The organism is Steroidobacter cummioxidans, assembly GCF_003104955.1.
Genome location: NZ_LSRW01000045.1, coordinates 55,781 through 71,012, shown reverse-complemented (window position 1 = coordinate 71,012; position 15,232 = coordinate 55,781). Strand labels below are relative to the sequence as shown.

The following is a 15,232-nucleotide window of genomic DNA, read 5'->3' as shown; positions in this document are numbered from 1 at the left end:
CCTGTCCCCCGCTATTTCCGTTCGATCAGGCACCCGACTCCCCGGTCAGGAAAAATGACCGCAGATGCTAGGCGCGCTGCATGACGGAAATGTTGCAGCCCCCCAATCAAGCTAACAATTCGTGATCTGCTGATGGCTGCTCGGCATGAAAGGTGACCATTTCGTGACCGCCCTGCGACTGAACCGGTATCGAGCACCTCCTAGGATAGCTGCCACGAACAGTAGCCACTCGTGCGCTGCTGACTGGCCAAATCAACAAGGATCACAAGAAATGCGCGGACCACAGAAAAACGGCGAGTCGCTGGGCTACTCAGCCCTGCTCGCTCTGATCGTTGCGGGGAGCGCGAACCCGGCGCTCGCAGCGGAAGGCGATACCGACACGAACGCTTCAGCGGATTCGCGCATCGAGAGCGTGACGGTCACTGCACGGCGCCGCGAAGAGGCGATCCAGGACGTGCCGCTGGCCGTGTCGGTGCTCAATGCCGACAAGATCGAACAGACCGGCACCATCAACGTCGGCCGGCTCTCCCAGCTGCAGCCGTCGGTGCAGTTCTATTCCAGCAACCCGCGCAATTCCAGCGTGAACATTCGCGGCCTGGGCACGCCGTTCGGGCTCACCAACGACGGCATCGAGCCGGGCGTCGGCATCTATATCGACCAGGTTTATTACAACCGTAACGCCACCGCGACCTTCGACTTCCTGGACGTCGAGCGCGTCGAGATCCTGCGTGGCCCGCAGGGCACGCTGTACGGTAAGAACACCACTGCCGGTGCGGTCAACATCACTTCGCGCAAGCCGACGTTTACGCCGGAAGCGCGCATCGAGCTGACGCAAGGCAATTACGATTACACCCAGGGCAAGGCTTCGGTGTCCGGTCCGTTGATCGGCGACAAGCTCGCCGGCCGGCTGAGCGCCTCGTACACCTCGCGCGACGGCACCATTTATAACGTCACCACCGGTCAGCACATCAACGAGCTCGACAACCGTGGCGTCAAAGGCCAGCTGTTGTGGCAGGCGACGCGCGATTTCAAAGTCACTTTCTCCGCCGATTACACCGAACAGGATCCGATCGGTTACGGACAGGTGTGGGCGCGGACCGGGTCGACGCAGCGGCCGCTCAACCGCCAGTACGCCTCGCTCGCCCAGGCGTCCGGCAACTATCAGCCGCCGAGCTTCAATCCGTTCGATCGCCTGACCGACCTGGACTCCCCGCTCACCGCCATCCAGCAATTCGGCGGCGGCTCGGCGCTGGCCGAGTGGAACATCGGTTCCGGTCAGCTCACCTCGGTGACCGCTTATCGCAAGTGGGACTGGGGCCCGGCGAACGATCGCGACTTCATCGGCTTGCCGATCACCACGGTTTCCGCGAATCCGTCCAAGCAGCGTCAGTACTCGCAGGAGCTGCGCTACGCGGACTCCGGCGACAAGATCGACTACGTGGTCGGCGTGTACGGCTTCTATCAGACCGTCGACACTGCCGGCGTGCAGGAGCAAGGCCCGCTGGCCAGCCGCTGGTTGTTGAGCGGCGCGAATGCCAACGATCCGTCCATCCTCAACGGGCTGCGCTCGGAGAACAACATTGGCCTGAAGAACACCAGCGTCGCGGCGTTCGGTCAGCTCACCTGGCACATCACGGATGATCTGCGCGTGCAGCCGGGTCTGCGCGTCAACTACGACAAGAAGGAAGGCAAGTACATTGCAACGGTGACGAATGCGACCCACACGCCGCTCACCGCTGCGCAGATCGGCGTGCTCGCGCCGCAGAGCTATCAACCTCAGTTCGACGACACCAACGTGTCGGGCGACTTCACTGTGTCGTATGACGTGAGCGACGACGTGCTCGCATATGTGACTTATGCGCGCTCGTTCAAGTCGGGCGGCATCAACCTGTCGGGCTTGCCGCTGGATGCCAACAATCAGCCGATCACCGCGGTGGAAACCGTGGCGCCGGAAAAGACCAATCACTACGAGGCTGGCCTGAAGACCCAGCTGTTCTCGAAGAGTGTGACGCTCAATCTGTCTGCGTTCTGGACCGACATCAACGACTATCAGGCGACGGTCACCAACAGCCAGGCCAATGTGATCCGCGGTTACCTCGCGAATGCCGACCAGGTGCGCGTGCGTGGCTTGGAATTGGAACTGAACACCCGGCCGCTGGAGAACCTGAACGTGTTCGCCAACGCCGCCTATACGGATCACGAGTATGTGAGATTCCCAGATGCGCCGTGCCCACCGGAGCTGGCGGGCGGCACCGCTGCGAGCGCCGCGAATCCTCCGAGCGCGCCCGGCACACCGGGCGGCTTCAGCCCGCCCGCTTGCGATATTTCCGGTCAGTGGCTGCCGGGCATCTCCAAGGTCGCGCTGTCGTACGGATTCGAATATGACTTGCCGCTGTCGGCGCTCGGCTCGGATGGCGGCGCGTACTTCGCGTTCGATGGCAGCTATCGCTCCAAGTTCTCGTCCAATCCATCGCGCTCGGTCTACACCGATGTCTCCGGCTATTCGCTGGCGAACTTCCGCGCCGGTGCCCGCTTCGGCGAAGGCTGGAATATCTACGGCTGGGTACGCAACGCCTTCAACAAGGACTACTTCGAAATGCTGTCCACGCAGTCGGGCAACACCGGCCTGGTGGTAGCGCAGTTGGGTGATCCTCGCACCTACGGCTTGACGGTGAACAAGACCTTTTGATCGCTAGTCTTGAGGCGGCGGGCACCCGAGATGCCCGCCGCCACCGCAAAACCATCGCGCTTCGTTAGCGGATGGAACAGAATGTCCCACCCGATCTTTACTGACGGTGGACACCTCACTGAACACCCTCTTCAGCATCGCACTGGGCATAGGGCTCGCGGCGGCGACCGGCTTTCGAGTGTTCGTGCCGCTGCTGGTCGCAGGACTGGCGGCGCGCGCCGGATACATCCCGCTGGCCGACTCTTTTCAATGGCTGCAAAGCACGCCTGCCTTGATCGCCCTGGGGACGGCAGCAGCCATCGAGACGCTCGCCTTCTACATTCCGGGCGTCGATCACCTGCTCGATGTGCTTGCCGGGCCGTTGGCGATCGTGGCGGGAGTGCTGGCCAGCGCTTCGGTGATGGTGGATCTGCCCCCTGAGGCCAAGTGGCCGATCGCGCTGATTGCAGGCGGCGGGATCGCCGGCATCACCAAAACTGGAGCCGCCCTGCTCCGGCTGAAAAGCACGGCGTTCACCGGCGGCCTGGGCAATCCCGCCGTGAGTACTGCAGAGACTGCGGGCGCCGCGACGCTTTCCATTCTCGCGATCGTGGCCCCGATCCTGTGTGTGGCGGTAGCGCTGGTGCTGGCGATTTATCTCTTCCGACGATCGCGCCGGGCCCGCGTTCGCGCTCGCTAATCAGGGCTGGCATCTCGCCGCAACCTTCTCCAAGGAAGGTGCGTCAGAATGTCGTTATGGAACACAGAGTAACAACGATGCAAGGAATCGGTCTGGCCGTTCTGATCTGTGGCTTCGCTTGCTCGGCATCGGCCGCAGCCGCGCCAGGCCCGGAAATTCAAATCGAGGACGTCGAGCGCTTCTACGAGATCTACACCGCCACAGCGGGCCGGCCAACCGTCGAGCAGCTCCAGCGTGACTATCTGGATCGGGGCACGGACGGACTGCACACGTTGGCGAAGCTTCGCAATGTGACCGCACAGAGCATTGCGGACAACGTGGCGAAGCGACCCGAGATTTATGCCAACGCCAAAGGCTGCCTCGACGTCCTGCCTCGCGTGCGGCAGCGCCTGGAAGTCTCATTGCGCGAGTTGGTCAGACTTTATCCGCAAGCCCGCACTCCGCCAGTCACGATCGTCGTCGGCCGCGGCAAACCCGTTGGCATAGGGTACCCCGCCACGGGATTGCAGATCGGACTCGAAGCGCTGTGCGCGGTCGACTGGTTCACTCCGAATCTCGAGGACCGCTTCGTACACGTCATCGCACACGAGTACGCTCACGTTCAACAGGTGGCCGCCGCAGAGCAAGAGCACCTGACGGTATTGCAGCGATCCCTGCTGGAAGGCGCCGCCGAATTTGCAGCGGAGCTCACATCAGGCAAGACCGCCTATTCGCATTTCGAGCCGCTGACCCAAGGTCGCGAGAAACAGATCGAAACCGCCTTCGTGGCCGACCAGGATAAAACCGATCTGTCTGCATGGCTGGACAACAGCACGCTGCAACAGCCCGGCGATCTCGGCTACTGGGTCGGCTATCGGATCGTCAAGGCTTACTACCAGCACCACCCCGATCCGTCCCAAGCCTTCCGTGACATTTTGGAAATGAGCGACGCGAAAGCGTTCCTCGCCCGCAGCGGCTGGTATCCGGGTATTGAACTACCAACGTCTCCCAAGAGATGACGCTGCAAGCACTGACAGAGTTGACAGTCGGCGACAGCGCGCAAAGTGCGTAGCCTCTGTTTCCAGGATGGCGCGGTGGCCGATCGGTGAGGCAGGGGTTTGCAAAGCCTCTTAAATAGGTTCGATTCCTGTCCGCGCCTCCATCCCTCACGCCCGGCGCCAGACGGTTATGCCGCCGGGCTGATCCTCCAGAATCACTCCGGCGCTGTCGAGCTGCTTGCGGATACGATCCGCCTCTTGCCAGTTCTTGCCACGGCGTGCCGTATTGCGCTCCTCGATCAGCAACTCCACCGTTGCATCTGCGATATCGGCCTGCCCTGCGCTGCGCAGCCATGCATCCGATTCGGACTGCGCCAGTCCGAGAACACCGGCTAGAGAACGCAGCTCCGCGCCAAGCAGCGCAGCCTGTGAGTTGTCACCCGCAGCTCGTGCCGAGTTGATACTGCGTACGAGCGACTGGAGCACGGCCAACGCTTCGGGAGTGTTGAAATCGTCGTCCATCGCCTCGCAGAAGCGCTCGGCGTAAGCACTCGGCTGCACCTCGTGAAGTCTCGGCAGCTCGCGAAGCGCGGTGTAGATGCGCACGAGCGCGGCGTCTGCCTGTTCCAACTGCTCGAGCGAATAATTGATCGGCCCGCGATAATGGCTCGACAGCATGAAATAACGCATCACTTCCGGGTGACGCAGCTTCGCGAGCACCTCGCGCAAGGTAAAGAAGTTGCCGAGCGACTTCGACATCTTCTCGTTGTCCACATTCACGAAGCCGTTGTGCATCCAGAGATTCGCAAAATGCGAGTGGCCCGACGCGCCGCAGGACTGCGCGATCTCGTTCTCGTGATGCGGAAACTTCAGATCCAATCCGCCACCATGGATATCGAAATGGTCGCCAAGCAGCGCCGTCGACATGGCAGAGCATTCGATGTGCCAGCCAGGCCGCCCGCTGCCCCACGGTGAATCCCAGGCCGGCTCACCGGGCTTGGCCGATTTCCACAGTACGAAATCGAGCGGATCGCGCTTCGCCTCGACCACGGCGACTCGCGCGCCCGCTCGCAGATCCGCCAGACATTTGCCGGATAGCCGGCCATAGCCTTCGAACTGCGCGACCGCGTACATGACGTCGCCATTCGACGCCACATAGGCATAGCCGCGCTCGATCAAGCGCTCGATCATGAACAGGATTTCAGGAAGATATCGGGTCGCGCGCGGCTCGTGATCCGGAGCCGCGATGCCCAATCGCTCTCGATCTTCGTGCATGGCACGGATGAAGCGCTCCACGAGCGCCTCCATGGACTCACCGTTCTCCGCCGCGCGACGGATGATCTTGTCGTCGATGTCCGTGATGTTCTGAACCAGCGTCACTTCGAAGCCGCGACGCTGCAGATATCGCCGCACCATATCGAACACGATGAACATCCGGGCGTGGCCGACGTGCACATAGTCGTACACGGTGATGCCACACACGTACATTCGGACCTGGCCCGGAGTAATCGGCGTGAGCGGCTCTTTCTGCCCCGAAAGGGAGTTGTGGATGCGAATCATGGGCGCGCCCCTTGCAGGTTAGACCAGCTTCAGGCTGACCGCTCGAACGATGGCCTGGATCTTGTTCGAGGCGCCGAGCTTCTGGATCACGTTGTTCATGTGGAACACGACGGTGCGCTCGGTGATGCTCAGGATTTGACCGATCTCCCACGCGGTCTTGCCGTCGGCGGACCATTTCAGACATTCGCGCTCGCGGGGAGTCATCGCGATGCTCTGCTCGGGCAGCAATTTCGGCACCTCGATCCGCACGACCGCATCGTGCAGCATGCTGGCAAACATCTGCGCCCGCCCGATCAACGCCGCCATATCGGGCGCCGGCAGATTCAGCGATTTGTCGCGCGACAGACTCATGAGACCGGTGAGACCCGGCTGCCCGTGAACCGCGAAGCTCATGCCGGCTCGCAAGCCCAGCGAAACACGCTTTTCTTTTCCCCAAGAACTCGCGGGACTCGCCGTTTGTGAAACTTCTCTTCGCTCCAGATCGCCGGCAATGAGCTGTTCTGGGCGTAATGCACGACCGGATCGATTTTGAAATATTCCCGAGCGAGGTAGCGCTCATGCCACGCCAGCGGAAAGCCGTTGATGACGTGGTGCTGCAATCGTAGGGACGGCGCGCTGATGGTCAGCACGTAGGCGAAGTGTTCGAAGCCGCTTTGCCGTGCGAACTTGTCTATTTCGGCACGCAGCTCATCGGAGTTGCGCGCGCGCTCCATGGCATCGTAAGCCTCGCACAGCAAGTTCAACGTCCATGAGCTTCCCATAGGTGGCTATTTGCTCGGTTGCTGTAACCACGAGCCCTTCGCCCCCCTCGACTGGCTCCCTGCGTTTTTCTCGCTGCGCTGGCACTGCGGGGCGTTTTTACATGTCCGGCCCTTCTGCACCCACCATCGCGCTGCCGGGGACACTATACGAGATGAGTTTCAGAAAGGTAACAGGCACGTTAACCCGACGCGCCCCGCGAGCTCAACGCGGCTTGTTCAGACAACGTTCGCCCGCCAGCAAGTCCTGTACGGCGCCGCCCCGCCACGGCAGCGACTCGATCCAATGGAACAGATGAATCTGCGCGAGCGCGGGCGGCTCGGAGCTGCCGGTGCGCGAAATGAGCTGAATGTTGGTGCGAATCTCGTTCGGACTCACCAGCACGATGACGCCGTCGAGCACGGCCCAATCCCAGCCGATGGACACGGTCTGGTTGTGCCAGTCGCCCACCCATTCGGTGATGCCCGTGATGGTCGCACCCCCGCCGGGCACGGCAATAGAGGTGTCCTTCTCCGAGATCAGATGGCGCAGCTCGACCTCAGCGAGTGCCTCAGTGGGTATCCGCACGTAGCCATCCGGTGTGTTTCCCTCACGCTGCATTATTCAGACCGCCCTGGCGCCCGACTTTGGGGGGCGCGTCCGTACCGCCGTGACAAATCGCAAATCAGGCTGCCACCCCTGCCGCATCGGCATGCGACAAATCCAATGAGAGGTGCGCGGGAGCAGGTGCTACAGCCTTTTCTTTCTCGACCTCGATAAACAAGGCCACTGTCAGCTGTCCGTCTACCAAAGCCGGTGGACCGATGCGGTGAGCCGGTACTCCGGCCCGTAGCATCAATCGTTCTACCCCGATCGACGTGACGAAGATCAATCGGCGTATGTTATGGCGCTGGGCACACTCCAACACTTGATCGAGAAAGTCCAGCGTCGGCTTGGAAAGCGCAAGAATACGCCCTTCGCCGGTTTCGCGCACGCTGGTCGCGAAGCGGCTCAGCTCCCAGATATTCCAGGCTCTCGGCGTATCGACGCCGCCGAGCAACTGGGGAAACAGGTCCGGCAGCATGTAGCTCTCCGTCGTCGGCAACAGCCGCGCACACGCCGTGATGCGATCGGTGTCGTCGGTGAGGACGACGTATCTGGCACTCGCCGTGTCGTACTGATCCCGCTCCACCCCATCGCTCGCCGGCAGCGACCACTTGAGTCGCTTCACGAACACCTCGTGACGAAACTCATGCATCAGACTCAGGAGGGCGGAGCTGAGTTGCCTACAGTTCCCGATGGAGAGAGTTGGCATGCCAGTGTTTCCTTATCGGGCCGTCCGTGGAGGGATTAGATATCAGTCCGGCCAGCGCCGGTAACTGACAGGTTTGACAGTCGGTAGCCTTTACGCGTCACAGGATCGTCACCTTGTCGGCGTCGACTTCGACGCTGACGCTGCTGCTCAGCAAAGCCGCATTGATGACCAGGCGATCTTCATTCTTGATACGAATGAGCTCGCCCTGAATGCCCATGAAAGGTCCGGCGACGACTTCGACACGCTGGCCCGGCATGAGCCGCGGATTGACCGCGAGCTGCGTGCCGCTATCGACCAGGACGCGCACCGCATCCAGATCTTTCTCCGGCATCGCAGCTGGCTTGTCGCCGGCGAAAATGAGTCCGCAGGAACCGCGGATGTAACGCATATTCTCGAACTGATCCTCGCGCGGCTGCACGAAGATATAACCTGGAAACAAAGGCGCTGCGACGAAGGTCCGGGGACCGCTGACACGGCGGCGCGGCACAGCGTGTTTCGGCAGATAGGCATTGATTCGTTTCTGCCGCAGGCACTGCTCCACCGTGTTCTCTTGATGGCTGCGCGTTCTAAGCACCAGCCAGGGATCGATCTGCGACTGAATCACTGCCCGCCCTCCGTCTGTGGGGAGTGACATTACGTCGATCCGCCGGTGCGGCGTAGCTGGAAACTCTGGCAGGTAAGTCGATCGCTAACTCGCTTCCAGACACATGGCACAGTTGATGCCGCTGAAGCCAAGACTGATTTTTACTGCGCGCTGAATTGCGTGATCTACGGGTTGCACTCGAACCCAATTGCAGCTGTCGTCGATGGGCTGTTCGAGATTTCCACAAGGATGCAGTCGTCGCGCCCGCATCTGTAACAGCGTTGCAACGAGCTCGCTTGCGCCCGCGGCACTCAGCCCGTGACCGATGAGTGATTTGGTCGTGTTGATGTATGCGTGTTTCAGTCCCACCTCCTCTATCGCTTTGACTTCGGTCGCATCGCCCAGCTTCGAGCCGGTGCCGTGCGGATTCACATAGTCGATTGACGCTGGATCGAACCCGGCATTGTTCAGCGCCTGTCGCATCACACTGACTTCGCCTTCGAACGACGGATTGGGATTTCTGTTCGCATCCATTCGCATCGCCCATCCAGCAACGCGTGCGTAGCTCCCCACGCCCGCACGCCGCGCCGCACCGGCTCGCTCCACCACGACGGCTCCGCAAGACTCACCAAAGATGAAACCATCGGTGCGGCGATCGAAGGGGCGACACGCCAGCTGCGGCTGGTCGGCGAACTCATCCGATCCCATCGCTCCCAGAGAGCGCAGACCCTGGCATTCCCAATGAGACAGATCCATCAGCGCGCCGAGCGCAATACAAACATCCACCTGACCCGACGCCACCGACTGAACTGCATGGATTGCGGCGAGCTGTCCGCTGGCCGACGCGCCACCCAATGTGTATGCGAAGCCTTTGATGCCGAACACCTCGCTGCACATTCCGGAGATGTCGCTATCCATGAATGACAAGCCGTAGGTCGGACGCAGAAACTGCGGGCGCTCGCGATACGACTCGTGCGCACGGCTCAACTCTCGTTGTTGCACGTTCGAGCCGCCGACCACCAGGCCAATGCGAACCGGATCGACGTCGGTCAACCTCGCATCGCGCCAGGCTTCATGAAGCGTGGCGAGCGCCACTTGTCCCGACAGCGATGCGGTTCGCAGGATGCCGGCGGGCAATCCTTCAGGCGGCGAGAAGGAAGGGATCTCCGCGCCGATGAAACGGGTAGCCGGCTCATCTCCTGCCGCACACTGCCGGCCCGGCCGCTTCATCACTGCAAAATTGCGCTTGCCCTCCAACAAGGCCGCGATGAAGTCGCCCGCGCCGTGGCCGATGGCACTGGTGATGCCAACCCCGGTGACCAGGACCGCGGATGAGTCAGAGCTTGGCATGCAGCACGTTGACCAGCTCGCCGATGTTGGTCGCCTTGACCGTCTCGACCAGCGGGATGCGCAGCGCCAGCGACTCGAGCGTCATCATCACGATCTCGGAGCGATCGATGGAATTGGCGCCCAGCTCGCGCAGCGACTGGCTCGGTTGAAACTGATGGCCGCGCAGCGCAGGAATCACTTCCTGGGTATGGCGGGTGACGATGGCAAAAATGTCTTCTTTGTTCACGATGTACTCCTGTGAAGGTGGGCTAACGCCCGAAAAGAGTCTCGATGCGATCCCGGATCTCGGGCCGGTGGAAAGTCCGCTCGTGCATGGCCAGCTCCTGATCGATGGTCGCAGGCAGCCCCGCTCGCAACGACGCAACCAGGTGATCCTTGAGCGTGACGAGCGAAATTCTCGGCTTCTCCGCGATGTCCTTCGCCAGGTCGAACGCATAAGCGGCGACTTCGGCACGCGGCAGCACCGGAAACGGCACACCCCGCCTCTGCAGCTCCTCGCCGCGATAGGTGCGGGCGACGATCATCATCTCCTCGGCCAGGGTGATTCCGAGCTTTCTGGGCAGAATGAACGTCGCGCCCATGCCGGGCGTGAAGCCGTACTTCATGAAGTTGGTGGTGTAGATGCTCTCGCGACTGAGGATGGGGAAATCAGCAAACATGCCGAGCGCGAAGCCCCCGCCGATGCCGTGGCCCTGCATGGCGGCGATCACCGGCACGGGGCAATTCAATGCCAGGCTGTAGAGATCGACGTCGGTGAACTTGCCTTTGCCATCCGAGAGCAGCAGCAGACTCTCCTTGGTGCCGCCGCTGGCGAAGTAGCTGTCGTAACCGGTCAGGATCACGACTTTGCAGCGTGCATCCTCACTGACCTCGCCAAACGCCGCGATCAAGCCCTCGGCCAGCGGCATCGAGAACGTGTTCTTGCTGACGCGATCCTGCATCCTGATCTGAGCGATGCCGTCGTCGACGTAGCGCAGCTCGACCGCGGGTTCCATGGCTACTCCGCTTCCCATGGGAACTGCCCGGTGCTGACATACCGCGCGATCTTCTGCAGATTCGCCCGGTCGGAGAACACCTCGATGTTTGCTTCCAGCGCCTTCGGCTTGGCCGCTTCGAGCGTGTCATCCAGAGCCTGTGCGTAGCGCTTGTACCGGTGAATCGCGGCTTTCGACAGGCGTCGCAGGCGCAATAGCTTCTTACGCAGCAGATTGGCGCTATCCGCCGCGCAGTCGTCGACCAAGCCCCATTCGACCGCGGTCTTCGCAGTGACTGGCTCGGTCATCAGCGTCATGTAGTTCGCGCGAGCAAAGCCGACCCTGCGCACCAGGAACGGCAGCACACAGGCCGGCATCAGCCCGAACAGCAACTCCGACAGACTGAACGTCGCCTTCTCATCGCAAATCACCATGTCGCAGGCAGCGACGAAGCCCATGCCGCCGGCATTCGCCTGGCCGCGCACGTGGGCGATGGTGACGAACGGACCCGAAGACAGCCGGCGCCACAGCTCATACATAGGCTCCGGATCCATGACAGCGGGCCTGCCCGTGGCTTGAAAGCTTTGCTGCAGCCCCTTGAAGTCAGCGCCGAAGCAGAACACTTCGGGACTGCCTTCCAGCACCACGATCTTGATCTCCGGACCGCAGCGATCCAGCGCCGCGGTGAACTCTTCGATCAGCCGATCGTTGATCGAGTTGTTGGCGTCGGGACGATGGATCTGGATGAAACACACATCCTGGGCGACCCGCACCCGCAGCGTTTCATACGGGAACGCTTCCGCGATTACTGCACCCATTCGTACTTCCTTCCATATTCCTTGATTTCTTTCAGGAACAGCGTCGGCCGGCCGTGCGTGGTGCGTGCCTTGGGAATGAAACCCCGGTCCAGCACCACGTTACGCGTCCCGAACTTCACTGCGTTGCTGCCGACCAGCAGGTCGTCGTATTCGTCCATCGACAGCTCGTAGCGGCGATCGAGATGCTCCTTGATGCCCATGGCACGAACCCGCTCCTGCCCTTCCTTGGTGGCGACGCCGCTGAAGAACTCCGAGCAGCAACCCGATCCATAAGAAAACACGCCGACTCGCTGCGGCTTGTCGAAGTTGCCATTGGCGATGGTGCTCGCGAGCGACAGCATGGCGGTCGCGCCCATGATGTTGCCCACACGCTGGCAGTACGTCAGACCGGGAACCATGCGCCGCTCGAAGTCTGCTTCGATGTCCGACGGCGTCACGCCGCGCACGTGTTTGCGCATCAAGCTGCGGTGTGCGCCTTTCACCATGCCACCAAACGGCGTGTGATAAGCGAGGTAACCGAAGGTACGCCCATAGTCCGCACCGCTGACGCGCTTTTGGTACTCGAGAAACGCGTTCTCGCTGCAGTCCAGGTACGACGTGAGCGACAGATCCGAGTCGCCGGCTTCGCTGTCCGTGGAAGGTCGGCACGTGTCCATCACTTCGTAACCATAGGAGCCGATGGCACCCGGATCCACTTGGAAGACATACGGCGTTTCGCTGATCAGCAGCGCCACCGCGCCGGCCCCGCTGCTCGGCTCGGCGAACGACCACTCCATGGTGAGCGCGTCGCCGCCCTCTTCGATCATGAAACGGGAAATGTCCGTGGCGATGACCAGCGCCTTGGCACCCGGGGAGACTTGCGCGAGTACGAAGTTGATGGCGTTCTGAAAGCCCGCCACCCCGGAAAAACAAGCGTTTTTCACCTCGAACAAGCGACAGTTTCGATTCAAGCCGAGCAGGTCGTGACAGTAGGTGCTCATGGACTTGCCGAAATCGAACGCCGACTCGGTGCAGGTGATCACCATCTCGATGCGATCGCGCTCCTCGGCGCTCAGGCTGTCGATGATGGGCTTGGCGGCATTGACCGCGAACGTAATCGGATCCTCGTAAGGCAAGGTGACGCTCTTCTGCTTCATCAGCAGATTGTCGAAGCGCCTGCGATCCAGATTGCGATGCTCGGCCAGCTTTTTGACGTCCAGGAACGTGGTGCCGGCATACACGTTCATTGCCTCGATTCCTGCCTTGACCATGACGAGCTACCTACCTGCTTGATTGATCTGCGTTCGTTGCGAGAATGGGTTTAGCGAGCCAGCAACGGCACGACCTCGTCGAGATCGAAATAGCCGTTGTAACCTTTCATGTAGACCGCCGCGCGGTGACCGAACAGAACCATCGCCGGCGTGCGGGTCTCCAGCGACTGGTCGTCCATGAGGGTCGAGCGCACGCGAGTGCCCACGGGATACCTGATATTCCAGGCGACCACCTTGCCGGTCGGATCGGCGGGCGCCCGCGCTGGCACTGGCGCCGGTCGCGGAGACGAGCCGGCTCGTCGCAGTTCGGCTCGATACGGTTCGAGCGCCGACTCCGGCGTCTGCCGTTTGATGGTCTGGAAGATTCGAGTCAGGACATCGCCATGTCCGACCTCCTCGAACACCGCGGACTCGCCGCGGTGTTCGGCCAGCGCCATCAGGTATTGAATGCTTTCGCACCAGCGCACCGTGCTCGCGATCTGACCGGAGAGGCCCTCGACGATCTTGCCCTGCTCATAGGGCCGGGCGGTCACGTTCGCGAGCACGGGAATCTTCGGTGCGGAGAATTTGAACGTGCGCAGATAAGTGCCAAACTCGTCCATCGCGCTGCGCATGAAGCGCGAATGGAATGCACCGCTGGTCACGAGCGGGTAATAGAGCATCGTGCCCACCTGGAACAGCGACTGCGCCTGCGTGATCTCGTCGAGCAGACCGGAAATCACGATCTGCGACGGCGTGTTGTAATTGGCCAGGTCGATGTTCCTGAGTCCATTGCGTCTCAGAATGGTCTCGATCTCGTCCTTGCTGGCATTCAAGATCGCCGCCATACCGCCGCTGGAGACGCGGCTCATCAACTCGCCGCGCCGGCGCACCAGCCGCAGGCCGGTTTCGAAATCGAAACAATCGGCCGCAAGCAGCGCGTTGAACTCGCCGAGGCTATGGCCCGCAACGAAGTCCGGACGGCCCTGCTCCGTCACCTTCTTCAGATACGACAGCGCATTGACCACGAACAACGCGGGCTGCGTGAACTGCGTCTGGTTGAGCTGGTTTCTCGGGTCGTCCAGGCACAGCTCTTTGATGGAATATCCCAGGATGCTGTCGGCCTTGGCCGTGAGCGCCTCGAACTCATCGAACAAAGCGCCGCCCATGCCTTTGGCCTGCGACCCCTGCCCTGGGAACATAAAGACTTTCATGAACTCGCCTCCACTACCTTGAACTAGGAATGCATTCCCGAATGACGCTCGGCAGCTGGCCGTCGTCGAGTGCCTGGCCTTTCAGGCAGAAATTCGTTCACCGAACCGTTCGAGGCCGGATCGGTCGACGCTCGCCGGCGTCGCTTGAATGAAGGGCTCTGTCCAGGCGTCGAGCAGGTCATGCGTGTCTTGCAAGTTGTCGCTCAGCGCTTCATGCAATTGCACGGTGAGCGCCATGCAGCCGTTGAGCGTCAGACACCCGGCTCCGATCGGTTGGGCGCGCGACACGGCGGGGCCGAAAACCCAGTGGCCGGCGCCTGGCACGGTCCAGACACCGAGGTTCGAAAAGAGTCCCGTCCAGCTGTTGTTCTGCTTGTCCCGCTTGCGCAGCTCGCGACGGATGCCTGCCGCGCCGATCAACTTGCCGAGGTGTAATGCAGCCCATGAGCCCCAATGACAATGCCGGTCCTTGAGGCTCGTGATCCGTGCTTGCACCTGCCCCACCGACGGGCGGCCTTGCAGATCGACTGGAAAGAACGACATCTTGAGAAACGCTTCCGGATGCTGCCGAGGCAATCCGCCTCGCAAGTTCACGGGAATCATCCACAGCCGGTCCGCCAATTCGGGCGTCAGCTGCGCAGACACGGCTCTGTCGAGGTGAAACAGCAGCAACGTATTGACGGTCACTCCCGTGGCCTTGGCCGCCGCAACGATCGATTTCGTTTCGTCTTCGGTCAGCAACTTCCAGGCGACACGCTGGGCCACGGGGCGGAAGGTCGCGCTACGAGTGGCGTCGAAGTTTCGCCACTGCTGGGTTCGTACTTTCAGAGCCGGTGAGACGGCAACCAACCCTCGCACCGCTCGAGAGAACGTCAGGCTATCTGCGTTCAACACCGGTAGCTCATCCACCGGACAGCCATGTTCCCGCAGCAAGTGCCCGAACCCACCGATGCCGTCGAACTTGTCGTGCGGCAACTCGGCCCACTCGGGCTCGGCGCGCGGCCCCTTGTTGACCCGGCCATAGACGATCGAGATGTCCTCGCCGCAATCGCGCATGGCGGCGAAGCCTTCAGCGACCCAGTCGATTTTCATGATGGCTCCTTGCG

General features: G+C 61.5%; 16 protein-coding genes and 1 tRNA gene. 4 read left to right on the top strand and 13 right to left on the bottom strand.

Annotation, left to right across the window (positions count from 1 at the left end):
- Nucleotides 1-271 precede the first annotated feature (271 nt).
- The 4 genes from D0550_RS21050 (at nucleotide 272) to D0550_RS21035 (ending at nucleotide 4,509) form a co-directional block, all read left to right on the top strand.
- Nucleotides 272-2,689 carry a TonB-dependent receptor gene (locus D0550_RS21050; protein WP_116811157.1) on the top strand — a complete coding sequence of 806 codons (2,418 nt, stop codon included), beginning with the start codon at nucleotides 272-274 and terminating at the stop codon, nucleotides 2,687-2,689.
- A gap of 106 nt (nucleotides 2,690-2,795) precedes the next feature.
- Nucleotides 2,796-3,368 carry a DUF4126 domain-containing protein gene (locus D0550_RS21045; RefSeq protein ID WP_206606443.1) on the top strand — a complete coding sequence of 191 codons (573 nt, stop codon included), beginning with the start codon at nucleotides 2,796-2,798 and terminating at the stop codon, nucleotides 3,366-3,368.
- A 56-nt stretch (nucleotides 3,369-3,424) separates the two neighbouring features.
- Nucleotides 3,425-4,366, top strand: coding sequence for a DUF2268 domain-containing putative Zn-dependent protease (locus tag D0550_RS21040; RefSeq protein ID WP_206606442.1), 942 nt, complete (start codon nucleotides 3,425-3,427; stop codon nucleotides 4,364-4,366).
- A 69-nt stretch (nucleotides 4,367-4,435) separates the two neighbouring features.
- Nucleotides 4,436-4,509 (top strand) — tRNA-Cys (locus D0550_RS21035).
- 4 nt (nucleotides 4,510-4,513) lie between these two features.
- Here D0550_RS21035 and cysS read toward each other — a convergent pair.
- From cysS to D0550_RS20970, 13 genes are all read right to left on the bottom strand, one after another.
- Nucleotides 4,514-5,905, bottom strand: a complete 1,392-nt coding sequence (gene cysS / locus D0550_RS21030; RefSeq protein ID WP_116811155.1) for a cysteine--tRNA ligase — start codon at nucleotides 5,903-5,905, stop codon at nucleotides 4,514-4,516.
- A gap of 18 nt (nucleotides 5,906-5,923) precedes the next feature.
- On the bottom strand, nucleotides 5,924-6,298 hold the full coding sequence (locus D0550_RS36435) for a helix-turn-helix transcriptional regulator (protein WP_116811154.1): 375 nt from the start codon (nucleotides 6,296-6,298) through the stop codon (nucleotides 5,924-5,926).
- Nucleotides 6,295-6,666, bottom strand: a complete 372-nt coding sequence (locus D0550_RS21020; RefSeq protein WP_116811153.1) for an autoinducer binding domain-containing protein — start codon at nucleotides 6,664-6,666, stop codon at nucleotides 6,295-6,297. The genes D0550_RS36435 and D0550_RS21020 overlap by 4 nt, the downstream gene beginning before the upstream one ends.
- 202 nt (nucleotides 6,667-6,868) lie before the next feature.
- Nucleotides 6,869-7,231, bottom strand: a complete 363-nt coding sequence (locus D0550_RS21015; RefSeq protein ID WP_161965958.1) for a DUF4902 domain-containing protein — start codon at nucleotides 7,229-7,231, stop codon at nucleotides 6,869-6,871.
- Between the two features lie 97 nt (nucleotides 7,232-7,328).
- Nucleotides 7,329-7,958, bottom strand: coding sequence for an acyl-homoserine-lactone synthase (locus D0550_RS21010; protein WP_116811151.1), 630 nt, complete (start codon nucleotides 7,956-7,958; stop codon nucleotides 7,329-7,331).
- 97 nt (nucleotides 7,959-8,055) lie between these two features.
- Nucleotides 8,056-8,592, bottom strand: coding sequence for a transcription termination/antitermination protein NusG (nusG, locus tag D0550_RS21005; protein ID WP_116811150.1), 537 nt, complete (start codon nucleotides 8,590-8,592; stop codon nucleotides 8,056-8,058).
- A gap of 54 nt (nucleotides 8,593-8,646) precedes the next feature.
- Nucleotides 8,647-9,891 (bottom strand): beta-ketoacyl synthase N-terminal-like domain-containing protein, encoded by a 1,245-nt coding sequence (locus tag D0550_RS21000; RefSeq protein WP_116811149.1) that lies wholly within the window; start codon nucleotides 9,889-9,891, stop codon nucleotides 8,647-8,649.
- A complete protein-coding gene (locus D0550_RS20995; RefSeq protein ID WP_116811148.1) occupies nucleotides 9,878-10,117 on the bottom strand; it encodes an acyl carrier protein in 240 nt (79 codons plus the stop codon). The genes D0550_RS21000 and D0550_RS20995 overlap by 14 nt, the downstream gene beginning before the upstream one ends.
- A 22-nt stretch (nucleotides 10,118-10,139) precedes the next feature.
- The gene (locus D0550_RS20990; protein WP_116811147.1) at nucleotides 10,140-10,886 is read right to left on the bottom strand and encodes a polyketide synthase; all 747 of its coding nucleotides are present in this window, start codon (nucleotides 10,884-10,886) and stop codon (nucleotides 10,140-10,142) included.
- Nucleotides 10,887-10,888: 2 nt separating this feature from the next.
- Nucleotides 10,889-11,683, bottom strand: a complete 795-nt coding sequence (locus tag D0550_RS20985; protein ID WP_116811146.1) for an enoyl-CoA hydratase/isomerase — start codon at nucleotides 11,681-11,683, stop codon at nucleotides 10,889-10,891.
- Complete coding sequence (locus D0550_RS20980; protein ID WP_116811145.1) at nucleotides 11,671-12,933, bottom strand: hydroxymethylglutaryl-CoA synthase family protein; 1,263 nt, start codon at nucleotides 12,931-12,933, stop codon at nucleotides 11,671-11,673. Before D0550_RS20980 ends, D0550_RS20985 begins: the two co-directional genes overlap by 13 nt.
- Nucleotides 12,934-12,983: 50 nt before the next feature.
- Nucleotides 12,984-14,126, bottom strand: a complete 1,143-nt coding sequence (gene fabD / locus D0550_RS20975) for an ACP S-malonyltransferase (protein WP_116811144.1) — start codon at nucleotides 14,124-14,126, stop codon at nucleotides 12,984-12,986.
- An 81-nt stretch (nucleotides 14,127-14,207) separates the two neighbouring features.
- The gene (locus tag D0550_RS20970; RefSeq protein ID WP_153067255.1) at nucleotides 14,208-15,218 is read right to left on the bottom strand and encodes a hypothetical protein; all 1,011 of its coding nucleotides are present in this window, start codon (nucleotides 15,216-15,218) and stop codon (nucleotides 14,208-14,210) included.
- Between the last annotated feature and the right edge of the window lie 14 nt (nucleotides 15,219-15,232).